Annotated in this window: 22 protein-coding genes; 15 read left to right on the forward strand and 7 right to left on the reverse strand. The window is 64.4% G+C overall.

Annotated features, from left to right (window positions below; genetic code table 11):
* Positions 1 to 34: 34 nt before the first annotated feature.
* Positions 35 to 841: an IclR family transcriptional regulator gene (locus tag CJU94_RS12185; protein ID WP_091792884.1), complete on the reverse strand. Its 807-nt coding sequence runs from the start codon at positions 839 to 841 to the stop codon at positions 35 to 37.
* Between the two features lie 179 nt (positions 842 to 1,020).
* Between CJU94_RS12185 and CJU94_RS12190 the strand changes: the two genes are divergently transcribed.
* Positions 1,021 to 1,743: a (Fe-S)-binding protein gene (locus CJU94_RS12190; RefSeq protein ID WP_095418903.1), complete on the forward strand. Its 723-nt coding sequence runs from the start codon at positions 1,021 to 1,023 to the stop codon at positions 1,741 to 1,743.
* Positions 1,744 to 1,826: 83 nt separating this feature from the next.
* Entirely contained in the window at positions 1,827 to 3,242 is a 1,416-nt protein-coding gene (locus tag CJU94_RS12195; RefSeq protein ID WP_095418904.1) for a lactate utilization protein B, read from the forward strand.
* Between the two features lie 257 nt (positions 3,243 to 3,499).
* Here the strand turns inward: CJU94_RS12195 and CJU94_RS12200 are convergent, their stop codons facing one another.
* Complete coding sequence (locus CJU94_RS12200; RefSeq protein WP_095418905.1) at positions 3,500 to 4,072, reverse strand: hypothetical protein; 573 nt, start codon at positions 4,070 to 4,072, stop codon at positions 3,500 to 3,502.
* Positions 4,073 to 4,346: 274 nt separating this feature from the next.
* Between CJU94_RS12200 and CJU94_RS12205 the strand changes: the two genes are divergently transcribed.
* The 10 genes from CJU94_RS12205 to iscX all read left to right on the forward strand — a co-directional run bounded on the left by CJU94_RS12205 (position 4,347) and on the right by iscX (position 11,622).
* Positions 4,347 to 4,586 (forward strand): hypothetical protein, encoded by a 240-nt coding sequence (locus tag CJU94_RS12205; RefSeq protein ID WP_095418906.1) that lies wholly within the window; start codon positions 4,347 to 4,349, stop codon positions 4,584 to 4,586.
* Between the two features lie 168 nt (positions 4,587 to 4,754).
* Positions 4,755 to 5,252 carry a low molecular weight protein-tyrosine-phosphatase gene (locus CJU94_RS12210; protein WP_095418907.1) on the forward strand — a complete coding sequence of 166 codons (498 nt, stop codon included), beginning with the start codon at positions 4,755 to 4,757 and terminating at the stop codon, positions 5,250 to 5,252.
* 142 nt (positions 5,253 to 5,394) lie between these two features.
* Entirely contained in the window at positions 5,395 to 5,925 is a 531-nt protein-coding gene (iscR, locus tag CJU94_RS12215; protein WP_095418908.1) for a Fe-S cluster assembly transcriptional regulator IscR, read from the forward strand.
* A 75-nt stretch (positions 5,926 to 6,000) separates the two neighbouring features.
* The gene (locus CJU94_RS12220) at positions 6,001 to 7,224 is read left to right on the forward strand and encodes an IscS subfamily cysteine desulfurase (protein ID WP_095418909.1); all 1,224 of its coding nucleotides are present in this window, start codon (positions 6,001 to 6,003) and stop codon (positions 7,222 to 7,224) included.
* Positions 7,225 to 7,304: 80 nt separating this feature from the next.
* Complete coding sequence (iscU, locus tag CJU94_RS12225; RefSeq protein WP_007181285.1) at positions 7,305 to 7,718, forward strand: Fe-S cluster assembly scaffold IscU; 414 nt, start codon at positions 7,305 to 7,307, stop codon at positions 7,716 to 7,718.
* A gap of 156 nt (positions 7,719 to 7,874) precedes the next feature.
* Positions 7,875 to 8,198 carry an iron-sulfur cluster assembly protein IscA gene (iscA, locus tag CJU94_RS12230; protein ID WP_007181286.1) on the forward strand — a complete coding sequence of 108 codons (324 nt, stop codon included), beginning with the start codon at positions 7,875 to 7,877 and terminating at the stop codon, positions 8,196 to 8,198.
* A gap of 151 nt (positions 8,199 to 8,349) precedes the next feature.
* The gene (gene hscB, locus CJU94_RS12235) at positions 8,350 to 8,877 is read left to right on the forward strand and encodes a Fe-S protein assembly co-chaperone HscB (RefSeq protein WP_095418910.1); all 528 of its coding nucleotides are present in this window, start codon (positions 8,350 to 8,352) and stop codon (positions 8,875 to 8,877) included.
* A 158-nt stretch (positions 8,878 to 9,035) separates the two neighbouring features.
* Positions 9,036 to 10,907, forward strand: coding sequence for a Fe-S protein assembly chaperone HscA (gene hscA / locus CJU94_RS12240; protein WP_095418911.1), 1,872 nt, complete (start codon positions 9,036 to 9,038; stop codon positions 10,905 to 10,907).
* Positions 10,908 to 11,067: 160 nt separating this feature from the next.
* A complete protein-coding gene (gene fdx / locus CJU94_RS12245; protein WP_091792893.1) occupies positions 11,068 to 11,409 on the forward strand; it encodes an ISC system 2Fe-2S type ferredoxin in 342 nt (113 codons plus the stop codon).
* A 15-nt stretch (positions 11,410 to 11,424) separates the two neighbouring features.
* A complete protein-coding gene (gene iscX, locus CJU94_RS12250; RefSeq protein ID WP_007181290.1) occupies positions 11,425 to 11,622 on the forward strand; it encodes a Fe-S cluster assembly protein IscX in 198 nt (65 codons plus the stop codon).
* Between the two features lie 123 nt (positions 11,623 to 11,745).
* Here iscX and CJU94_RS12255 read toward each other — a convergent pair whose 3' ends face one another.
* From CJU94_RS12255 to CJU94_RS12275, 5 genes are all read right to left on the reverse strand, one after another.
* On the reverse strand, positions 11,746 to 12,489 hold the full coding sequence (locus tag CJU94_RS12255; RefSeq protein WP_095418912.1) for a glycine zipper 2TM domain-containing protein: 744 nt from the start codon (positions 12,487 to 12,489) through the stop codon (positions 11,746 to 11,748).
* 284 nt (positions 12,490 to 12,773) lie between these two features.
* A complete protein-coding gene (gene lysS / locus CJU94_RS12260; protein WP_095418913.1) occupies positions 12,774 to 14,300 on the reverse strand; it encodes a lysine--tRNA ligase in 1,527 nt (508 codons plus the stop codon).
* Positions 14,301 to 14,438: 138 nt separating this feature from the next.
* Positions 14,439 to 15,543, reverse strand: a protein-coding gene (prfB, locus tag CJU94_RS12265; protein WP_096761528.1) for a peptide chain release factor 2 whose coding sequence is annotated in 2 segments (ribosomal slippage) — positions 14,439 to 15,461 and positions 15,463 to 15,543 — 1,104 coding nt in all. Because the reading frame shifts where the segments join, the coding sequence is not laid out codon by codon here.
* A 191-nt stretch (positions 15,544 to 15,734) separates the two neighbouring features.
* The gene (gene recJ, locus CJU94_RS12270; protein ID WP_095418914.1) at positions 15,735 to 17,441 is read right to left on the reverse strand and encodes a single-stranded-DNA-specific exonuclease RecJ; all 1,707 of its coding nucleotides are present in this window, start codon (positions 17,439 to 17,441) and stop codon (positions 15,735 to 15,737) included.
* Between the two features lie 44 nt (positions 17,442 to 17,485).
* Positions 17,486 to 18,607 (reverse strand): regulator, encoded by a 1,122-nt coding sequence (locus CJU94_RS12275; RefSeq protein WP_095418915.1) that lies wholly within the window; start codon positions 18,605 to 18,607, stop codon positions 17,486 to 17,488.
* A gap of 141 nt (positions 18,608 to 18,748) precedes the next feature.
* Between CJU94_RS12275 and CJU94_RS12280 the strand changes: the two genes are divergently transcribed.
* The 3 genes from CJU94_RS12280 (at position 18,749) to lolD (ending at position 21,485) form a co-directional block, all read left to right on the forward strand.
* Complete coding sequence (locus CJU94_RS12280) at positions 18,749 to 18,994, forward strand: hypothetical protein (RefSeq protein ID WP_095418916.1); 246 nt, start codon at positions 18,749 to 18,751, stop codon at positions 18,992 to 18,994.
* 501 nt (positions 18,995 to 19,495) lie between these two features.
* Complete coding sequence (locus tag CJU94_RS12285; RefSeq protein ID WP_095420319.1) at positions 19,496 to 20,749, forward strand: lipoprotein-releasing ABC transporter permease subunit; 1,254 nt, start codon at positions 19,496 to 19,498, stop codon at positions 20,747 to 20,749.
* A complete protein-coding gene (lolD, locus tag CJU94_RS12290) occupies positions 20,742 to 21,485 on the forward strand; it encodes a lipoprotein-releasing ABC transporter ATP-binding protein LolD (RefSeq protein WP_095418917.1) in 744 nt (247 codons plus the stop codon). Before CJU94_RS12285 ends, lolD begins: the two co-directional genes overlap by 8 nt.
* Positions 21,486 to 21,512: the final 27 nt, after the last annotated feature.

Below are 21,512 nucleotides of genomic sequence, written 5' to 3' on the forward strand. Positions count from 1 at the left end.
AACCTTTTTTATTGCCGGTAAGCCGGGTGCCGGCTTACGCGTGATGACTATGCGAATGGTCCTGCGCGGGCTGCGGCCGATAGCCTAGCGACTCGGAGATCATCAGCGCGGTCTGGCTGAGTTGGCCGAGCCAGGAGTCCTGCAGGCGGTCCGCCGGCGCCGACAGCGACAGACCGGCGACCAGCTTGCCGGTGTCGTCGTAAATGCCGGCGGCGATGCAGCGCACGCCCAGTTCCAGTTCTTCGTTATCGCGCGCGCAGGCTTGCTGGCGTACGTGCGACAGCTCGCGCTCCAGTTTGGTCAGGTCGGTAATGCTGTTCTGCGTGTGGCCTGACAAACCGGTGCGAGTGGCGTAAGCCCGTACGCGGGTGGATTCGTCCGCGGCGAGGAAGAGCTTGCCCACCGAGGTCAGATGCAACGGCGCCCGCCCGCCGATGGCGCGCACCACCTGCATGCCGGAACGCTCGGAATAAGCGCGTTCGATATAGACGATCTCGTCGCCCTGGCGCACCGACAGGTTCACCGTCTGGCCGGTCTGGCGATGCAGTTCCCGCATCGGCGTGAGCGCCGCGTCGCGTACCGACAGGCGGGCTTTGACCAGATTGCCGAGTTCGAGCAGACGCATGCCGAGACGGTAAGTGCCGGGGTCGGACCGGTCCACCAGCCGGCACATCACCATGTCGTTCAGGATGCGGTGCGCGGTGGAAGGGTGCAGTTCGGTGCGGATGGCGAGTTCTTTCAGGCTGACCGGGTCGCTATGCGCAGCGAGTGCATCGAGCAGGCGCATCATGCGTTCGATCACCTGGATCGAAGTTTTGGGATCCGGGTTCGTATCGCTCATGGGAGGAATCAGTTGACGCGTCAAACAGCGGAAATTGATTGTATCCCGTATAGTGAAAAAAAAGAAAGCGCTTGGAGCCGTTATTCCAATTTAACTTGACCTACGTCCTATGCCTTCCGGCCGTTGGTATTGTGCGCCAAACAGCGGATAATCAGGCACGTTTTCCCGAAGGAGGGCTCATGCGAGTCGGATTGTTCGTTACCTGCCTGATCGACCTGATGCGTCCCGAGATTGGGTTTTCGGTCATCAAGCTGATCGAAGCCGCGGGTTTCGAGGTGGTAGTGCCACCTGCCCAAACCTGCTGCGGGCAGCCGGCCTATAACTCAGGGGACCGGCGCATCGCACGCGATCTGGCCGAGAAAACCCTGCGCGAATTTGAACAGTTCGATTACGTCGTGGTGCCGTCCGGTTCGTGCGGCGGCATGATCCGCACGCATTACGGCGACCTCTTCGCCGACGATCCCGAGCTCATGAACCGTTTCGGCCGGCTGCGCGCCAAAGTGTTCGAACTGACCGATTTCCTCGTGAACGTGGCCAAGGTGCAGTTGCAGCCGGGCGAGTTCGCCGGGCGGGTCACCTACCACGATTCCTGCTCCGGCTTGCGTGAGCTGGGCGTGAAGGCGCAGCCGCGCGCCTTGCTGGCGCAGGTTGGCGTGGCGGTGAGCGAAATGAAAGATTGCGAGCATTGCTGCGGTTTCGGCGGCACCTTCGCGGTCAAGTACGGCGATATTTCCACGGCGATCGTCGACGAAAAATGCGCGAATATCAGGGCGAGCGGCACGGGCGCGGTGGTGCTCGGCGACCTCGGCTGCATGCTGAATATCGAAGGCCGTTTGCGGCGTACCGGCGACGTCACCACGCGGGTGCTCCACATCGCGCAGGTGCTGGCCGGCGACCTGTAACGTTCCTCGCCGCATTCCCACCGTTCTCAGATGCGCGCGCGTCAGCTTTCACGTGCGCTTTGCCCGATTACGCATAGGCCGCCATGCAAGTCCAATCCATGCAATTCAAGGCACGCGCTGGTCAGAAGCTCGCCGACCAGCGGTTGCAACAGAACCTCACCAAGCTGTCGACCAAATTCGTCTCGGCCCGCGCCGCGGCGATGACCGAGATCGACTTTCCGGCCACGCGCGCCGCGCTGAAGGAGCGCCGCAATCGCGCGCTGGAAAATCTCGACGTGTGGCTGGAAACTTTCGAGCGAGAGGCCGCCCGGCGTGGCGTGACCGTCCTGTTCGCCGAGACGACCCAGGAGGCTGCGCGGCTCGTTGGCGACATCGCGCGCCGGCACGAAGTGAAGAAGGTGATCAAGACCAAGTCGATGGTCACCGAAGAAATGCGCCTGAACGAAGTGCTCGCGCAAATGGGCGTGCAATCCATCGAAACGGATCTGGGCGAATACATTCTCCAGATCAACGGCAACGAGCCCCCGAGCCACATCATCGCGCCGGTCGTCCATAAAGATAAGGACGAGATCGCCGATCTGTTCGCGAAGACCCACAACCGCCCGCGCCTCACCGAAATCACCGACATGACGCGTGAAGCGCGCGAGATGCTGCGACCGCATTTCATGACGGCGGACATGGGAGTGACGGGCGGCAATTTCGTGGTGGCGGAAACCGGCTCGGTCGTGCTGGTCACAAACGAGGGTAACGAAGGCATGTGCACCGTCATGCCGCGCGTGCATGTAGCCGTGACGGGCATCGAGAAAGTGCTGCCCACGCTCGAGGATCTGGCTACGGCGATGCGCCTGCTGCCGCGCTCGGCGACCGGGCAGGCCACTTCGAACTACTTCTCCGTGCTGACCGGCCCGCGCGGCGCGGGCGATCAGGACGGTCCCGAACATATGTACGTGGTGCTCGTCGACGGCGGGCGCACGGGTCTGATCGGCGGCGACTTTCAGGACATGCTGAGGTGCATCCGGTGCGGCGCGTGCATGAACCATTGCCCGGTGTATCAGAAGGTGGGTGGGCACGCGTACGGCTGGGTGTATCCCGGGCCGATGGGTTCAGTGTTGACGCCAAGCTACGTCGGGATCGACAAGGCGCTGGATTTGCCGCAAGCCGCGACCTTGTGCGGCGAGTGCAATAGCGTGTGCCCGGTGGGGATTCCGTTGTCGGATCTGTTGCGCAAGCTGCGCGAAAAGCAGGTGGAGCGGCGTCTGCGGCCCTGGAAAGAGCGCGCGGGGCTCGCCGTGTGGGGCTTTTTGGCGCTCCATCCGGATGCTTATGCGCTCTTCACGAAACTGGCCGTGCGCGTGCTGGAACGCATGGGCGGCAGGAACCGGTCGATCGCCAGGCTGCCGTTGGGCGGCGCGGGCTGGACCGACACGCGGGACATGCCCGCGCCGGTCGGACGGACATTCAGGGAGTTGTACGCCGCGCAGCGCAGCCACATCGGCTGAACGGGTTTCGCCTGGCGACGCTTGCCGTCGCGCTTTCGAAGTCTGGCGGCGTTGGGCGGGAGCTGGAGATTCCGGCTCTCGCCGTCTGGTCGCCCATGCCGCTTTCTGTTCTGACGCTCTTGAAGGGGGGCACAGTCGCGCGGGGTTGTCAGCGCCGTCCCGTCGTTCACGATTCCAGCGTGTTTGCACGCCGACGCTCGTAGCGCGTTCGCATGGCCGATGCGGTGCGCCCCCGTGCAGTTTCGACGTGGCCGCGCTCAGTGGTCCGTCATTTGACCGGACTGGCGACCCGGCACCCCGCGCACCGGCGCAGCGTTGTTTCCATTGCCATGGCCGCCGTTGCCTGCCTGTTGCGGCGGCGGTGGAGGCGGCGGCGCGGCCGCGCCCGGGCGAGGCGCATTCGATCCGCTCGGCCCCCGCGGCCCGCCCACCGCGCCTTGAGGCGGTGGCCCGCCGTGCGATCCGCCGCCACCCGGCTGACCATGCCAGTTGCCGTTATCGCCGTGGTTGCCGCCATGTCCATAGTTGCCGTCGTTTGGCCTGCCTCGGTCCGGATAGCCTCCATAGCCGGGGCCCGGCCCGTAATAACGGCCCGGCCCGCCATAGTAACCCGGTCCCGAGTAGTTGCCGTAGCCCATGTAGACATTGGTTTGCGGCACGACCGGCACGCCGGCGGCGTAGCCGTCGTAGCCATCGTAGCCGTCATAGGTGTTGTAGCCGTTGTATCCGCTGTTGGCATTGCCGTACATCGGCGTGCCGTCCGGATAGACCGCACAGCCGCCGAGCAGGGCGGCAACAGCGACACAGGCGATGGGTGCGAAGGGTTTCATGTGAGGTAGACCAGTACTGGGGCTTATGTATCTTTAAGACCGCCATTATCGCCATCCGTCGCAAAAGCTTTGTATGCGTTTGTAAGGATTTCTTTTCTGGTGGCGCAAGCCGCGCCGGTGGCGCGCGCTGCAAGAGCAGCCGATTGACTGTTTCATTGAGAGCAACGATGTATCTCGCGGCGCCGGGTTTTTCCTGATTGCGAATTTCTATAGGATTCCGACTGGGCATAGTGGGCTGCAAGCTCATCCGCCCCCAATCGGAACAAACGACATCATGAAAAAGACAATATCGGTGTACTGGCCCCTTGCCATCGTAGTGCCGCTCGCTGTGGTCGCCTATCTGCACATTTGCGGCAATACCGCTTCGCACGCGTCGCAAGCCCCGCTCGCGGCCGATCAGTTGACGGCCGAACTGGCTCGCGCGGTGTCGTACGGCATGGTTGACGCCGCTTCGACGCTGCCGGCCAAGCCGATGCGCGCCGTCGCCGCGATGCCGCTCGCGGAAGCGTCGTAAGCGCAAAAGGGAAGCGCGACTGGAGCGGTATGCGAGCGCATCGGCGCGCGGCGCCGCGCCAGACCGCTGCTGCCGGGCTTCCGGCGAAAATCCGGCCACCTTTGTATAATCGCCGCACCTGTTTGCTAACCGTCGGTCGCTGCGCCTGGCGCGCCGGAAAAGCCTCTGATGAAAACCGTCTCCATCTGCTTTGTCTGCCTCGGCAACATCTGCCGGTCACCGACTGCGGAAGGTGTGATGCGCCATCTGGTTGACGAAGCGAAGCTCGCGGAGCGCATTCTGATCGACTCCGCCGGCACGGGCGACTGGCACATCGGCGAGCCGCCGGACGAGCGAGCGCAACATGCGGCCGGCCGGCGAGGCTACCAGCTCGCCGCCTTGCGTGGTCGCCAGATCGCCGCGGCGGACTTCGAGCGCTTCGATCTGTTGATCGCCATGGACGACAAGAACGTCGCCGCGTTACTCCAGGTCTGCGCGCCGGAGCAGCGCGACAAGATTCGTCTGCTGATGGAGTTCGTCCCCGAAGCCGATGCCCGCTGGGGCGGCGCCCGCGAAGTCGTCGACCCGTACTTCGGCGGCGCGGAAGGTTTCGAGCAGGTGCTGGATCAATGTGAAGCGGCTTGCCGCGGCCTGATCGCGGCGTTACGTCCTCACTTGCTGGCGTAGGGTTCGGCCACGGTTTGATCGCGGCGCGCCGCGCCTCTCCAGCAATTAAGCAAATGACCCAAATTGCGATAGGGATACTTGACTAAATCGCTCATGTATTTATACTTGACAAAACTTGTCGAGAATTGCGGTTCCCCTACATATGAGACTCACCACGAAAGGCCGTTTCGCCGTCACGGCGATGATTGACCTGGCGCTGCGCCAGGAGCAGGGCCCGGTGACGCTTGCGGGTATCAGCCAGCGCCAACATATCTCCCTGTCGTACCTCGAGCAGCTGTTTGGCAAGCTGCGTCGTCATGAAATCGTCGAGTCCGTGCGCGGACCGGGCGGTGGCTACAATCTGGCCCGCCGCTCTGAAGACGTGACCGTGGCCGACATCATCATCGCGGTCGACGAGCCGCTCGACGCCACCCAGTGCGGCGGCAAGGGCTCCTGCGAGGGCACCAAGCAGCACGACGGCCACTGCATGACGCACGAACTGTGGTCCACGCTGAACCAGAAAATGGTCGAGTACCTCGATTCGGTCTCCCTGAAGGATCTGGTCGATCAGCAACGTTCGCGCGAAGGCGCGCCGGCCGTATTGCGCGACAGGCGCAACGAGGCGTCGGCGGTCGAACCCGTCCGCGTGGCGCCCAAAGGGCCCAATTCCGTTTTCAACATGGCCGGGTCCTAGGCGCGGTATCGAGCAACGACCGCAGCCTGATCAGAAACCCAGAAGCCAGAGCACATGACGTCCCCGGAGCAATTGATGAACAACGACACTCTCCATCTGCCCATCTACATGGACTACAGCGCGACGACGCCGATCGATCCGCGCGTGGTGGACAAGATGATTCCGTATCTGCGCGAGCAGTTCGGCAATCCCGCATCGCGCAGCCACTCGTATGGCTGGGCGGCGGAGCGCGCGGTCGAAGAAGCGCGTGAGAATGTCGCCGCGCTGGTGAACGCCGACCCGCGCGAAATCATCTGGACCTCGGGTGCCACGGAGTCTGACAACCTGGCAATCAAGGGTGCGGCGCACTTCTACAAGAGCAAGGGCAAGCACATCGTCACGGTGAAGACCGAGCACAAGGCCGTGCTCGATACCTGCCGCGAACTCGAACGCGAAGGTTTCGAAGTCACGTATCTGGACGTTAAAGAAGACGGCCTCATCGACCTCGAGAAGTTCAAGGCCGCACTGCGTCCGGACACGATTCTGGTGTCGGTCATGTCGGTGAACAACGAGATCGGCGTGATTCAGGACATCGAGGCGATCGGCGAGATCACCCGTGAGAAGGGCATCATTTTCCACGTCGACGCGGCGCAAGCCACCGGCAAGATCGCGATCGACCTGCAAAAGCTGAAGGTCGACCTGATGTCGTTCTCGGCGCACAAGACGTATGGCCCGAAGGGCATCGGCGCGTTGTACGTGCGCCGCAAGCCGCGTATCCGCATCGAAGCGCAGATGCACGGCGGCGGCCACGAGCGCGGCATGCGTTCGGGCACGCTGGCCACGCACCAGATCGTCGGCATGGGTGAGGCGTTCCGTATCGCGCGTGAAGAAATGGCGACGGAAAACGAACGTATCCGCATGCTGCGCGACCGTCTGCTGCGCGGCCTGTCGGAAATGGAAGAAGTGTATGTGAACGGCGACATGGAAAAGCGTGTGCCGCACAACCTGAACATCAGCTTCAATTTCGTCGAAGGCGAGTCGCTGATCATGGCGGTGAAAGATGTGGCGGTGTCGTCGGGCTCGGCCTGTACGTCGGCGTCGCTGGAACCGTCGTACGTGCTGCGCGCCCTGGGCCGTAACGACGAACTGGCTCACAGCTCGATCCGCTTCACGGTGGGCCGCTTCACGACCGAGCAGGATGTCGATTACGTGATCAACCTGCTGAAGACGAAGATTTCGAAGCTGCGCGACTTGTCGCCGCTGTGGGAAATGCACAAGGACGGGATCGATATTTCGACCATCCAGTGGGCAGCGCACTGACGCGCCGTTTGGATCAGGTCGGATTTATCGAATTGCGAATTGCACGAATTGCAGGTTGAAACGAATCAAGGAGTGTCATCATGGCTTATAGCGACAAGGTTCTGGACCACTACGAAAACCCGCGCAACGTTGGTTCCTTCGCGAAGGACGACGATGCGGTCGGCACCGGCATGGTCGGCGCGCCGGCATGCGGCGACGTGATGAAGCTGCAGATCCGCGTGGGCGCGGACGGCATCATCGAAGACGCGAAGTTCAAGACGTATGGCTGCGGCTCGGCGATCGCGTCGAGCTCGCTCGTCACCGAATGGGTGAAGGGCAAGACGCTCGATCAGGCCATGTCGATCAAGAACACGCAGATCGCCGAAGAACTGGCGTTGCCGCCGGTGAAGATCCACTGCTCGATCCTCGCGGAAGACGCGATCAAGGCAGCGGTCGCCGACTACAAGCAACGTCACGGTGAAGCGGTCGTCGCAGACGAAAAGCAGCACGCTTGATCGAGCGGCGGTTGCAACGCGGTTTCAGGTGGATCGAAACGGACGGCGCAGGTTGAAGCAGCCGTCCGGCACGAGCGATATTTGATGCAGGCAGAGGGTAGCAGCGCGTGAGCGGGCAGACTAACGGCCGGCGCGCGCTGCGCAATGAGAAACGCTATGGCAATTACGTTGACCGAAAAGGCAGCACAGCACGTCCAGAAGTACCTGAACCGTCGCGGTAAAGGCGTCGGCTTGCGCGTCGGCGTGCGCACCACCGGTTGCTCCGGCTTGGCCTACAAGCTCGAGTACGTGGACGAACTCGCGCCTGAAGACGAAGTGTTCGAATGCAACGGCGTGAAGATCATTGTCGACCCGAAGAGTCTCGCCTATATCGACGGCACCGAACTCGACTTCGCGCGTGAAGGGCTGAACGAGGGCTTCAAGTTCAACAACCCGAATGTGAAGGACGAATGCGGTTGCGGCGAATCGTTCCGCGTGTAGTTCCGGACATTTCCGCGTGCAGCGGATCAAAGGCGGCGCGGGCCGCCTTTTTAGTTTGATCCGCGCATTCGCCCGCGCCGCCACGCTCCGCCGAGCCGCGTTTTTAGACTGCACTCCGGTGCGCTTTTCCTGAACGGACCTCTCCTATCCGATGGCCTCGCTGAACGACAGCCACTTCGACCTGTTCGACCTGCCGGCGCGATTCGCGCTCGACGCATCGGCGCTCGATCACGCCTACCGCACGGTCCAGACGCAAGTGCATCCGGACCGCTTCGCGGCGGCCGGCGACGCGCAAAAGCGCATTGCGATGCAATGGGCGACGCGCACCAACGAGGCGTATCAGACGCTGCGCGATCCGTTAAAGCGCGCTACTTATCTGCTGCATCTGCGTGGCATCGATGTCGGCGCGGAGAACAATACGGCGATGGAGCCGGCGTTCCTGATGCAGCAGATGGAATGGCGCGAAAGGATCGAAGACGCGGCCGCGGCGAAAAATGTCGATGCGCTCGACGCCTTGCTCGCCGAGTTGCGCGACGAAGAGCGCATACGTTTCGACAAGCTCGGCGCGTTGCTCGACAGCGGCGCGAATCAGGCGGCGGGCGAGGCGGTGCGGCAGTTGATGTTCATCGAGAGGGTGGCGTCGGAAATCGGTACACAGATCGAGCGGCTCGACAACTAGCGAGCCTGAGCGAGCAAGAGCGCGCCGTCGGTCGCACGGCGCCGGCACGAGTGCGGCGATAGCGACCGAAGCGACCCAAAGCGACCCAAAGCGCCGTAGCATTTCATCCAGCAACGCGAAAATTCAGGACGGGGCCGAGTGGCCCCGAGAAGATCCAGATGGCCTTACTGCAAATCTCCGAACCCGGCATGGCGCCGGCGCCCCACCAGCGGCGTCTGGCGGTCGGCATCGATCTCGGCACCACCAATTCCCTCGTCGCCGCCGTGCGCAGCGGCGTGCCCGACGTGCTGCCCGACGAAGAGGGCCATGCGCTGCTGCCGTCGGTGGTGCGCTACCTGGAAAAGGGCGGCCGCCGCATCGGCCGCACAGCCAAGGCCGAGGCGGCGAGCGATCCGCGCAACACGATCGTCTCGGTCAAGCGTTTCATGGGCCGTGGCAAGGCGGAGGTGGAAGGCGCGGAAAACGCGCCGTACGATTTCGTCGACGCTCCCGGCATGGTGCAGATCCGCACCGTCGACGGCGTGAAGAGCCCGGTCGAAGTCTCAGCCGAAATCCTCGCGACGTTGCGCCAGCGCGCCGAAGACACGCTCGGCGACGAGCTGGTCGGCGCCGTCATCACAGTGCCCGCTTACTTCGATGAAGCCCAGCGCCAGGCCACCAAAGACGCCGCGCGGCTGGCGGGCCTGAATGTGCTGCGCCTGCTGAACGAACCGACCGCGGCCGCGATTGCCTACGGCCTCGACAACGGCTCCGAGGGTCTGTACGCCGTGTACGACCTGGGCGGCGGCACTTTCGACCTGTCGATTCTCAAGCTCACCAAGGGTGTGTTCGAAGTGCTCGCGGCCGGCGGCGACTCCGCGCTCGGCGGCGACGATTTCGATCACGCGCTGTATCGCCACGTGCTGGAGCAGGTGGGGATCGCGCCGCAAACGCTCGCACCGGAAGACGTCCGCCTGCTGCTGGACAGCGTACGCGTGGCCAAGGAGGCGTTGTCGGACGCGCCGGATGCAAGGCTGCAGGCAACGCTTTCCAACGGCACCCGGATCGATCTGACGATCGGCGCGGCCACTTTCGAGGCCATCACGCAGGCGCTGGTTCAGCGCACGCTCGGCCCGACGAAAAAGGCGCTGCGCGACGCCAAGGTCACGACCAAAGACATCAAGGGCGTGGTGCTGGTCGGCGGCGCGACGCGCATGCCGGTGATCCGCCGTGCGGTCGAGTCGTTCTTCGGCCAGCCGCCGCTGATCAATCTCGACCCGGATCAGGTGGTTGCGCTCGGCGCGGCGATCCAGGCCGATCTGCTCGCGGGCAACCGCGGCGCGGACGGCGATGACTGGCTCCTGCTCGACGTGATTCCGCTGTCGCTCGGCGTCGAAACGATGGGCGGCCTGACCGAGAAGATCATCCCGCGCAATTCGACGATTCCCGTCGCGCGCGCGCAGGATTTCACGACCTTCAAGGACGGCCAGACGGCCATGGCGATCCACGTCGTGCAAGGCGAGCGCGAGCTCGTCAGCGACTGCCGCTCGCTCGCGCGTTTCGAGTTGCGTGGCATTCCGCCGATGGCCGCCGGCGCGGCGCGCATTCGCGTGACCTACCAGGTGGACGCGGACGGGTTGCTGTCGGTGTTCGCGCGCGAGCAGGGCTCGGGGGTGGAGGCGTCGGTAGTGGTGAAGCCGTCCTACGGTCTTGCCGACGACGACATCGCGAAAATGCTCGAAGACAGCTTCTCGACCGCTGAGGTCGACATGCGGGCTCGCGCGCTGCGCGAAGCGCAGGTCGAAGCACGGCGTCTGGTGGAAGCCACCGACGCGGCGCTCGCCGCCGACGCCGAACTGCTCGACGACAGCGAGCGCGCCGAACTCGACACGCTGCTCGAAGCGTTGCGCAACGTCGCGCAAAGCGACGACGTCGACGCGATCGAAGCCGCCACCAAAACTCTCGCCGAAGGCACCGACGAATTCGCCGCCCGCCGCATGAACAAGGGCATTCGCCGCGCGCTCGCGGGCCGCAAGCTCGACGAGATCTGAGCGCGGCGGTAGCGGCAGGCGAGGCCGCCTGATGCGCTCGGCCTCCTCGGCCGCAAGAAACCGAATCGCGACGGGTGGACTTAAAAAGTCCTCGCGTCGCCAGTAAAATGGTACGGAGCCTGTTTGCGGCCGCCGTGCCTCAGACCCAAACGGAAAATGTATGCCTCAAATCGTTGTGCTGCCTCACGTCGAACTGTGCCCGGAAGGCGCGGTGATCGATGCCGTGCCCGGCAAGAGCATCTGCGACAGCCTGCTCGAGCACGGCATTGAAATCGAGCACGCGTGCGAGAAGTCGTGCGCATGCACGACCTGCCACGTGATCGTGCGTGAGGGTTTCGCCGCCTTGACGCCGTCTGAGGAAGACGAGGACGATCTGCTGGACAAGGCATGGGGGCTCGAACCGACCTCACGCCTGTCATGCCAGGCCATGGTGCCGGCCGAGCAGGATCTGGTTGTCGAAATCCCTCGCTACTCGATCAACCACGCGAAGGAAAACCACTAACAGGAGGATGCAGCCATGAAGTGGACCGATACGCAAGACATCGCGATGGCCCTGACTGACAAGCACCAGGACATCGATCCGCAACAGGTGCGCTTCACCGACTTGCACCGCTGGGTCACCGAACTGGAAGGATTCGACGACGATCCTAACCGGTCGAACGAAAAGATCCTCGAGGCGATTCAGGCTGCATGGATTGAAGACGCGGATTACTGAGCGTCGCTGAGTCTTGCGGCGCCGGTCGGCGTTCGGCTCGCGCTCCCGGCCGCGGCAAAGAAAAAGGCGATTCCATTGGAATCGCCTTTTTTTGTGGCGTTTCGAAAGCCGCCCGGCCAACGCCTAGCTTGCCACGAGCGTGCCGTTCTCCACCCGCACGCGCTGACCTTGCTGGAACGGCGGCGCTTCATGGTAGGTGAAGTAGCGCGTCTTGCCGCTTTCCATGCGCACGCGCACAGAGTACGACGTGGTGCTGCGGATATGTTTTTCGACCGAGTTGCCGGCGAGACCGCCACCGAGCGCGCCGAGGACGGTCATCGCGGTGCGGCCGTTGCCGCTGCCGAACTGATTGCCGACCACGCCGCCGGCCACCGCGCCGCCGACTGCGCCAATGCCGGTGCCGTGCCCTTCCTGACGTACCGCCGAGATGGCTTCGACCGTGCCGCACGTCGAGCAATAGGCCGGTTGTGCGGGCGGTTGCTGAGCGTAGTTAGGTGCCGGCTGCGCCTGTTGCTGCTGCGCGTATTGCTGCCGTTGTGCGGGTGCCGGAGCGGGCGCGGGTTGCGGCTGTTGCGCAGCCTGCTGCTGGGCGGCCTGCTGGCTGGCCTGTTGCGGCGTCGGGTTGGCCGGCGCCGCCGAATCGATCACGCCGGGCGGGGTGCCTTGTGTGGCGACTTGCGCCGCCTGGGTCTGATCGTTTTGCGCGCCGTTGCTGGACGCCTTCGGAAACAGGCCGGTCACTGCGGCCGTGGCGGCCAGGCTCGCGATGATCACTGCACCGGCAGCGGTCGCGACGAGCGGGTGAATCCGGCGTGGTTGCGCAGGCTGTTGGATTTGCGTGGTGGGTTGCGTGTTGCGGTTGTCCATTTTTTGCCTCCGTCTTTAGCAGAGTCGACTTTTGGTAAGACAAAGTGTCTGGCAAATCGATTCCGCGAGGGTTTCAATTTGTAACGATTTCCGGGCAATCGCCGTGACGGCCCGGCGTCAAAGGCACGCGCCCGCACGGCGAACCCCGCCGGCCAAATCGGTATGACGGGCAGTTTTTACCTATGGTTACAAACCACTAGATAGGCGCGATGCATTTCTCGCCCATCAGAAAAAACGCCCGGCGCGTGCCGGGCGCTCCTGTTCCGCCTTGAACCGTGCTGCGATCAGTCTTCGCGGCGCAGATGCGGGAACAGAATCACGTCGCGAATGCTCGGGCTGTCGGTCAGCATCATGACCAGACGGTCGATGCCGATGCCGCAACCGCCGGCCGGCGGCATGCCGTATTCCAGCGCGCGAATGTAGTCCGCGTCGTAGAACATGGCTTCTTCGTCGCCGGCGTCTTTCTGGTCGACCTGCTTCTTGAAGCGGGCGGCCTGATCTTCCGGATCGTTCAGTTCCGAGAAGCCGTTCGCGATTTCACGGCCGGTGATGAACAGCTCGAAACGCTCCGTGATGCCGTCCACCTTGTCCGACGCGCGCGCGAGCGGCGACACCTCGATCGGGTAATCGATGATATAGGTGGGCTCCCACAGTTGCGACTCGGCGGTCTCCTCGAACAGCGCCAGTTGCAGCGAGCCGACACCGGCGTTCAGGAATTGCGGCTGCGAGGCATCCACGCCGAACTTCTTCAGCTCGGTGCGCAGGAAAGCGCTGTCGGCGAGTTGCTCGTTCGTATACTGCGGCGCGTATTTCTGGATCGCCTGCGTGATCGTGAGGCGATGAAACGGCTTCGCCAGATCGAGTTCGCGGCCCTGGTACGTGAAGGTGGCCGTGCCCAGCGCGTCGATCGCGGCCTGACGGATCAACTGCTCGGTGAAATCCATCAGCCACTTGTAATCGGTGTACGCGGCGTAGAACTCGATCATCGTGAATTCCGGGTTGTGGCGCACGGACACGCCTTCATTGCGGAAATTACGGTTGATCTCGAACACACGCTCGAAGCCGCCGACCACGAGGCGCTTCAGATACAGCTCCGGCGCGATGCGCAGGAACATCTGCATGTCGAGCGCATTGTGGTGCGTGGTGAACGGCTTGGCCGCGGCGCCGCCCGGAATCGGGTGCAGCATGGGCGTTTCGACTTCCATGAAGTCGGCGTCCGACATGAACTTGCGGATCGACGAAATCGCCTTGGTGCGCGCGACGAACGTCTTGCGCGTTTCCGGCGTGACGATCAGATCGACATAGCGCTGGCGATACTTCATTTCCTGGTCGGACAGGCCGTGGAACTTGTCCGGCAGCGGCCGCAGCGACTTCGACAGCAGGCGCAGTTCGGTGCAGCGCACCGACAGCTCGCCCTTGTTGGTGCGGAACAGCACGCCGCGCGCCGCGACGATGTCGCCCATGTCCCACTTCTTGAAAGCGTCGTACGTTTCCTGGCCGACGTCGGCGGGCGTAATGAAGAACTGGATCTGACCGGAACCGTCGCGCACGGTCGCGAAGCTTGCCTTGCCCATCACGCGCTTGAGCATCATGCGGCCGGCGATCGCGACTTCGAGCGGATTCGCTTCGAGCGCTTCCTTGTCGGTGTGCTCGTATTGCGCTTGCAGATCTTCGGCGTGGTGCGTGGGGCGGAAATCGTTCGGGTAGGCGACGCCTTGCTCACGCAACTCGCGCAGTTTTTCGCGGCGCTCGGCGATGATCTTGTTGTCGTCCACCTCGGGCACGACATTCGGCTGGGTCGGTTCGGTCATGATGATTTGGTATTCGGTGGCCCGCACGGGAGTGGCTCGCATGCGGGTGGCCAGTCAGTAAAAACCTCAGGCGGTGTAAAGAAACAGCGAAGCAACGGCGAAGAGGCGGTGCGGCCTCGCGGGCCGCGCCGGTTGCGCTTAGACGCCCTGTTTCAGGCTGGCGCTGATGAACGGATCGAGGTCGCCGTCGAGCACGCTCTTGGTGTTGCTGATTTCGACGTTGGTGCGCAGGTCCTTGATACGGCTGTTGTCCAGCACGTACGAGCGGATCTGATGACCCCAGCCCACGTCGGTCTTGCCGGCTTCGAGCTTGTCCTGCTCTTCCTGACGCTTGCGGATTTCCGCTTCGTACAGGCGCGATTTCAGCATGGCCATGGCTTCGGCGCGGTTGCGGTGCTGCGAACGGTCGTTCTGGCACTGCACGACGATGCCCGACGGTATGTGCGTGATACGCACGGCCGAATCGGTCTTGTTGATGTGTTGACCGCCCGCGCCGGACGCGCGGTACGTGTCGATCCGCAGATCGGCCGGATTGATGTCCACTTCGATCGAGTCGTCGATTTCCGGGTACACGAACACGGACGAGAACGACGTATGACGGCCGCCCGACGAGTCGAACGGTGACTTGCGCACGAGGCGGTGCACGCCGGTTTCGGTGCGCAAAAAGCCGTATGCGTATTCGCCTTCGATCTTGATGGTGGCGTTCTTGATGCCCGCGACGTCGCCGTCGGTCTGTTCCAGTACTTCGGTCTTGAAGCCCTTGCGCTCGCAGTAGCGCAGGTACTGGCGCAGCAGCATGGACGCCCAGTCGCACGCCTCGGTGCCGCCGGCGCCGGCCTGGATGTCGAGAAACGCATTGTTCGGATCCGCCGGGTTCGCGAACATGCGGCGAAATTCCATGTCCGCCACGCGCTGTTCAATGCCTTGCGCGTCGGCTTCGCAGGCGAGGAGGGTTTCCTCGTCGTCTTCTTCGCGGGCCATGTCGAACAGGTCCTGCGCGTCGCGCAGGTCGTTATCGAGGGCGGTGAGCTTGCCCACGGTGTCGTCGAGCAGCTTCTTTTCCCGGCCGAGGGCCTGGGCGTGCTTCGAGTCGTTCCAGACGTCCGGGTCTTCGAGTTCCCGGTTGACTTCGATTAGACGCAGTGCTTTGTCGTCGTAGTCAAAGATACCCCCGTAGCGAGTCCGCGCGTGTGCGCAGGTCCGCCAGTGAGGCTTCGATCGCGTTGAGACGTTCCGCTTCCATGTCGATCTTTTATAGCTTCGTAAAAAGACGAAATTATAGCCGATCGGCGCGACGCGCCGGACGCTATCGAGCGATCCGGCGCGTGTTTGGGGTTGATTTTGCGGAGCTTTTCGACGTTTTCCGGGCGCCGGGCCGCAGCGCGCGGCGCGGCCTTGACCCGGTGCTTCGCTTCGAACCTTGCGTTCGCCGTTTCAGCTCGCCGCGTGTTCGACGATCAGTTGCACGCGCGACACGCCGTTCCACGTATCGCTCGCGAGACGATAGGCGACCGTGGTGCGCGCGGGCAGGGTGTCGGTGTGATTGAACCAGATCGCGTTGAAGCGCTGGCGGCCGCGCACCAGTTGCAGCTTCAGATGCTTGTCTTTCACCAGCGCCTGCGAGGCGACATCGAACTCGCCCGAAAACACCGGCGCCGGAAAACCTTGGCCCCACACGGCGGCATCGAGCATTTCGACGAACTGTGGCGTGAAGTAAGCGTCCTCGAGCTCGCCGTCGGTTTCCACCGTGCGCGAAAGCGCCTCTTCGGACAGCCATTCGCAGCCGACCGCTTCGAACGCGGCGGTAAAGCGCGGCACGTCGGCGGCGGCGAGCGTGAGGCCCGCGGCCATTGCGTGGCCGCCGAACTTGACGATCAGGCCCGGTTCGCGCTTCGAGATCAGGTCGAGCGCGTCGCGCAGATGGAAACCCGCGATCGAGCGGCCCGAGCCTTTGACGGTCTGGCCGCTGTCGTCGGCGAGCGCGAAGGTGAACGAGGGGCGGTGGAATTTCTCCTTCAGCCGCCCCGCGACGATGCCGATCACGCCCTGATGCCACGCGGGATTGAACAGTGTGATGGTGGTCCGGCCCTCGGGGTCGATCGCCGAGAGGTCTTCGAGCGCCTGCTGCTGCATGCCGGCTTCGATTTCGCGGCGTTCGCGGTTCATCGTGTCGAGTTGCTGCGCGAGATCCCAGGCGCGGCCGATGTCGTCAGTAGTCAGACATTCGATGCCGAGCGACATGTCCGACAGTCGGCCCGCCGCGTTCAGCCGCGGCCCGAGCGCGAAGCCGAGATCGAAGCCCGACGCGCTGCGGGCGTCGCGCGCGGCGGCGCGAAACAGCGCGGCGATGCCCGGCTGCATCTTGCCTTTGCGGATGCGCTGCAGCCCCTGCGCGACCAGCACGCGATTGTTGCCGTCGAGCTTGACCACGTCCGCGACCGTGCCGAGCGCGACCAGATCGAGCAGGCCGTCGAGGCGCGGTTCGGGAAAGTTATCGTTGAACGCGCCGCGGCGGCGTAATTCCGCGCGCAGCGCGAGCAGCACGTAAAACATCACGCCGACGCCCGCGATGCACTTGCTCGGGAACGTGCAGCCCGGCTGATTCGGATTGACGATCGCGCGGGCGGCCGGCAGCTCGTCGCCGGGCAGGTGGTGATCGGTGACCAGCACGTCGATGCCGAGCGCGTTGGCCGCTGCCACGCCGTCCACACTGGCGATGCCGTTATCCACCGTGATCAGCAGATCCGGTTTGCCCGACGCGCTGCGCGCGGCCAGCGCGACGATCTCGGGCGTCAGGCCGTAGCCGTATTCGAAACGGTTCGGCACCAGATACTCGATCCGGCCGCCGAACATGCGCAGGCCGCGCACGGCGACCGCGCAGGCGGTGGCGCCGTCGCAATCGTAGTCGGCGACCACCAGCATGCGGCGCTGGTTCTGGATCGCGTCGGCGAGCAGGGCGGCGGCGTCTTCGCAGCCCTTGAGCGCGACCGGCGGCACGAGCCGCGCGAGGCCGGTTTCGATTTCGTCGGGCATGCACACGCCGCGCGCCGCGTAGAGGCGCGCGAGCACCGGATGCAGGCCGTGGCGGGTGAGGATGTCGGCGTCGACGGGAGACGCGGCGCGCGTAACGATTCGAGTCATTCGGAAAGGCCGTGGATCATTCGTTGGGTCATTCAATCAATCGTTCATTCGATGAAGAGCGAGGCGAGCACGCGCCGCCGCCAGAATTTGCGCAGATCGCCGCGCGTGACCGAGAGGGTCACCGAGCCGGTGTCGCCGCACAGGGTCAGGCCGAGTTCGTCGAGCCGGCCGGATTGCAGGGCGGCGAGCGCCGGTTCGAACCAGTCCGTTTGCAAGGCGGCGAAGGCGTCGTTCCAGCGCGCCCAGTCCTGCTCGATATACGGTGCGGAGAACGGATCGAGTTCGACCAGCGTGGTGCCGCCCGCGTTTGCCTGCGGCTTGCCGCCGGCGTGTTCCGCCAGCGCCGCCAGTGCGCCGAACGAGGCCGGTGGCGAATCGACCGGCACGCCGGCGGTCAGCGCGAGGCCGCGCGTGGCCGCCGCGTCGGAGAACACTCGTGCAAACGGACTGCGCACCGGTTGCGCCGCGCCTTGCGCGTGAAACCAGATCGAATTGACGGCGGGCAGGCCGCTCGCCTCGCGCGCTTGATTGACCGGATGCTCGAACCACGCCATCTGCACTTCGTTCTGCAGTTTCATCCAGGCGCGCGAACGCTCGCCGGAATGGGCCTCGTGCGGCAGCCAGATTTCGATGTTGCGCCCGCTCGCGCGCAATGGCGAAGCGCCCGCCAGCGTGCCGAACCCTTCGCCCGACAGATACCAGCGCACGGGCCGCGGCGCTTCGATACGCACGCCGAGTTCCTCGATCAACGGCCGCGCCACGGCGAGCAGCGCGCTGGCTTCTTCGTCGGACAGGTCGAGCGAGGCCGGATCGATCAGCACCAGATGATCATGCGCGATGCGCACGTGCACCGGCTGCACGCAGGCCCACGTCGCGCTGCCGGGTTCGCCGCCGTCGGCGCGCAGCATGTACGGCGCGAGCGGCGCTTCGTCGGCGGCCGCCGCGCCGCTCGGCAATGCGCCGAACTGGCGCGCCACCCAGCGCTCGTGCGGCAGCGTGCGCTGAAAGTCTTCGCCGATCACGCGTTCCACCAGCGTCGCGCGCGCGATCAGCCGGTCGAGGGCCGGACTGCGGATGTCGTGAAGGGCGGTAGGGGCGTCCGCTGCGGCGGGCAGCGCGAAGGGCAGGAGAAGATGGAGGCGGTTGGCGAGCATGATGCTGCGCATTGTAGGGCAAAGAGTGCGAGTATTTCGTCCATCAGCTTCCGCGCGATGAACGCGGCGGGCGGTCCGCCGGGTCGGCGCCGCCACCAGCCGGGAGCCACAGCCGCGCGCGGCGGCACCGCGCATGGGACGATGGAGACTGTCATGTCGCGTGAACTCAAAACCGAGCAGGAATTGCTGGCGCTGGTCGTCAAGGCCCTCGATGCGAATCCGGCCACGGCCGGCTGGATTCCCACCGGCTTGCACGAAACCGTGGAGGACGAAGGCGGCTGCAATTGGGACATCAGCCATCTGCACCGCGACCGCAAGGACGCCGACGTGCGCGAGGCGGCCAACAGCGCCGCCGCGGGCATCATCAACGAGCTGCGCGGGCGTTATAACCTGCGGTAGAGGTAATCGGGGTGGTGTCTCGCGTCCGGAACGCGTCGCCCGCCGCTTTTCCGTTGGAGCGCGGCTGTCAGCACGGCCGCTGCCTTTCCGCGCCGGCACGTCGGTCGCCACGGCCGCAGCTTTTCAGTCCCGGCACGTCGCTCGGCACGGCCGCCACCTTTGCACTCCGACACGACAGACGCGTTGGCCGGACCGACCGGACGCGGCCATTCATTGCGTCCGCACGCCGCTCCAGACTGTCTTTGCGCGATCCGGCGGCATTGTATGGCAAACTTCGCGCTTGATTGAGGTGGCAACCGCGGGTGGCAACGGCGGTGCCAGCGGTGGCTGACTTTCAGACCGACGCGGATCGGGGTGGTGCGCGCATTGCTACGGCATGGCGCGCCATGCCGGAACCATCCGCTGCGCAACGACACCAATGATCACGACGCTCGGGCCGCACGGCAGGTGCTTCACACCTTCGTGCGCGGCGCCGGACCGAACACGCAGAAAAGGATTCGCTTGAAATTTCCCTACGAATGGCAGATTGGCTGGCGCTACACCCGCGCCGGCAAACGCACGACCGGTAACGGTTTCATTTCCTTCATCGCGCTCGTCTCGATGTCGGGCATCGCGCTCGGCGTCGCGGCGCTGATCGTCGTGCTGTCCGTGATGAACGGGTTTCAGAAAGAGGTGCGCGACCGGATGCTGTCGGTGCTCGCGCACGTGGAAATCTTCTCGCCGACCGGGTCGATGCCCAACTGGCAACTGACCGCCCAGGAAGCCCGCCAGAACAAGGAAGTGATCGGTGCGGCGCCGTATGTCGAAGCACAGGCGCTGCTCACGCGCCAGGATGCGGTGAGCGGGGTGGCGCTGCGCGGCGTCGAGCCGTCGCTCGAACCGCAGGTGTCCGATATCGGCAAGGAGATGAAAGGCGGCAGTCTGAACGCGCTGGTGCCGGGCGACTTCGGCATCGTGCTGGGCGCCGACCTCGCCACCAATCTCGGTGTGACGGTCAACGACAAGATCACGCTGGTCGCGCCGGAAGGCACGATCACCCCCGCCGGCATGCTGCCCCGGCTGAAGCAGTTCACGGTGGTGGGGATTTTCGAGTCGGGGCATTACGAATACGACAGCACGCTCGCGCTGATCAACATCAAGGACGCGCAGGCGCTGTTCCGGCTGCCCGCGCCGACCGGCGTCCGGCTGCGTCTGACCGACATGCAGCGCGCGCCGGAAGTCGCGCATCAGCTCGCGCGCAGCCTCTCCGGCGATCTGTATATCCGCGACTGGACCCAGCAGAACAAGACCTGGTTCTCGGCGGTGCAGATCGAAAAACGCATGATGTTCATCATCCTCACGCTGATCATCGCGGTGGCCGCGTTCAATCTGGTGTCCTCGCTCGTCATGACGGTGACCAACAAGCAGGCCGATATCGCGATTCTGCGCACGCTCGGCGCGCAGCCCGGCTCGATCATGAAGATTTTCGTGGTGCAGGGCGTGACGATCGGCTTTATCGGCACGGCCACCGGCGTCGCGCTCGGCTGCCTGATCGCGTGGAGCATTCCGTGGCTTGTGCCGATGATCGAACATCTGCTCGGCGTGCAGTTCCTGCCGCCGTCGGTGTATTTCATCAGCGAACTGCCGTCCGAGCTGGTTCCGGCCGACGTCGCGCGAATCGGCGTGATCGCTTTCATGATGTCCGCGCTGGCCACGTTGTACCCGAGTTGGCGCGGTGCCAAAGTCCGCCCCGCGGAGGCGCTGCGCTATGAATGACCGTTCCGCTAACCTTTCCATGGCTTCTTCCGACACCGTGCCGCATCCCTACGTGCTGGAAGCAACCGGCATCTCCAAGTCGTTCGTGCAGGGCGGTCTGAACGTGACGGTGCTCAACAACACGCAACTGAGCGTGCGGCGCGGCGAGAAGCTGGCGATCGTTGGCGCCTCGGGTTCCGGCAAGAGCACGCTGCTGCACGTGCTCGGCGGCCTCGACGATCCGAGCGCCGGACATGTCTCGGTGATGGGCAAGCCTTTCACCAAGCTCTCCGAGCGCGAACGCAACGACCTGCGTAACCGCGCACTGGGATTCGTGTATCAGTTCCACCACCTGCTGCCGGAGTTTTCCGCGCTCGATAACGTCGCGATGCCGCTGCGGATTCGCCGCATGACGACCGAAGCCTCGCGCCGCGAAGCGCTCGCGGTGCTGGAGCGCGTCGGCATGGGGCATCGCGCGAAGCATCGTCCGGGCGAGCTGTCGGGCGGCGAGCGGCAGCGCGTCGCGATCGCGCGGGCGTTGGTGACGAGGCCCGCCTGCGTGCTGGCCGACGAACCGACCGGCAATCTGGACGGCGGCACCGCCGACACTGTGTTCAACCTGATGCTCGAACTGTCGCAAACGCTCGAAACGAGCTTCGTGATCGTCACGCACGATCCTGAACTGGCGGGGCGTTGCGACCGCATCATGCGGCTGCGCGACGGCGTGCTGCACGAAGAGCCGCCGGTGCCGGTCTGATTGCCGGACGCCGTGAGCCGATGCTGA

This window comes from Paraburkholderia aromaticivorans (assembly GCF_002278075.1).
Lineage (GTDB): Bacteria > Pseudomonadota > Gammaproteobacteria > Burkholderiales > Burkholderiaceae > Paraburkholderia > Paraburkholderia aromaticivorans.

Coding starts and splice junctions, on each gene's coding strand:
- CJU94_RS12185 (WP_091792884.1), bottom strand. CDS start 841: ATGAGCGATACGAACCCGGATCCCAAAACTTCGATCCAGGTGATCGAA.
- CJU94_RS12190 (WP_095418903.1), top strand. CDS start 1,021: ATGCGAGTCGGATTGTTCGTTACCTGCCTGATCGACCTGATGCGTCCC.
- CJU94_RS12195 (WP_095418904.1), top strand. CDS start 1,827: ATGCAAGTCCAATCCATGCAATTCAAGGCACGCGCTGGTCAGAAGCTC.
- CJU94_RS12200 (WP_095418905.1), bottom strand. CDS start 4,072: ATGAAACCCTTCGCACCCATCGCCTGTGTCGCTGTTGCCGCCCTGCTC.
- CJU94_RS12205 (WP_095418906.1), top strand. CDS start 4,347: ATGAAAAAGACAATATCGGTGTACTGGCCCCTTGCCATCGTAGTGCCG.
- CJU94_RS12210 (WP_095418907.1), top strand. CDS start 4,755: ATGAAAACCGTCTCCATCTGCTTTGTCTGCCTCGGCAACATCTGCCGG.
- iscR (WP_095418908.1), top strand. CDS start 5,395: ATGAGACTCACCACGAAAGGCCGTTTCGCCGTCACGGCGATGATTGAC.
- CJU94_RS12220 (WP_095418909.1), top strand. CDS start 6,001: ATGAACAACGACACTCTCCATCTGCCCATCTACATGGACTACAGCGCG.
- iscU (WP_007181285.1), top strand. CDS start 7,305: ATGGCTTATAGCGACAAGGTTCTGGACCACTACGAAAACCCGCGCAAC.
- iscA (WP_007181286.1), top strand. CDS start 7,875: ATGGCAATTACGTTGACCGAAAAGGCAGCACAGCACGTCCAGAAGTAC.
- hscB (WP_095418910.1), top strand. CDS start 8,350: ATGGCCTCGCTGAACGACAGCCACTTCGACCTGTTCGACCTGCCGGCG.
- hscA (WP_095418911.1), top strand. CDS start 9,036: ATGGCCTTACTGCAAATCTCCGAACCCGGCATGGCGCCGGCGCCCCAC.
- fdx (WP_091792893.1), top strand. CDS start 11,068: ATGCCTCAAATCGTTGTGCTGCCTCACGTCGAACTGTGCCCGGAAGGC.
- iscX (WP_007181290.1), top strand. CDS start 11,425: ATGAAGTGGACCGATACGCAAGACATCGCGATGGCCCTGACTGACAAG.
- CJU94_RS12255 (WP_095418912.1), bottom strand. CDS start 12,489: ATGGACAACCGCAACACGCAACCCACCACGCAAATCCAACAGCCTGCG.
- lysS (WP_095418913.1), bottom strand. CDS start 14,300: ATGACCGAACCGACCCAGCCGAATGTCGTGCCCGAGGTGGACGACAAC.
- recJ (WP_095418914.1), bottom strand. CDS start 17,441: ATGACTCGAATCGTTACGCGCGCCGCGTCTCCCGTCGACGCCGACATC.
- CJU94_RS12275 (WP_095418915.1), bottom strand. CDS start 18,607: ATGCGCAGCATCATGCTCGCCAACCGCCTCCATCTTCTCCTGCCCTTC.
- CJU94_RS12280 (WP_095418916.1), top strand. CDS start 18,749: ATGTCGCGTGAACTCAAAACCGAGCAGGAATTGCTGGCGCTGGTCGTC.
- lolD (WP_095418917.1), top strand. CDS start 20,742: ATGAATGACCGTTCCGCTAACCTTTCCATGGCTTCTTCCGACACCGTG.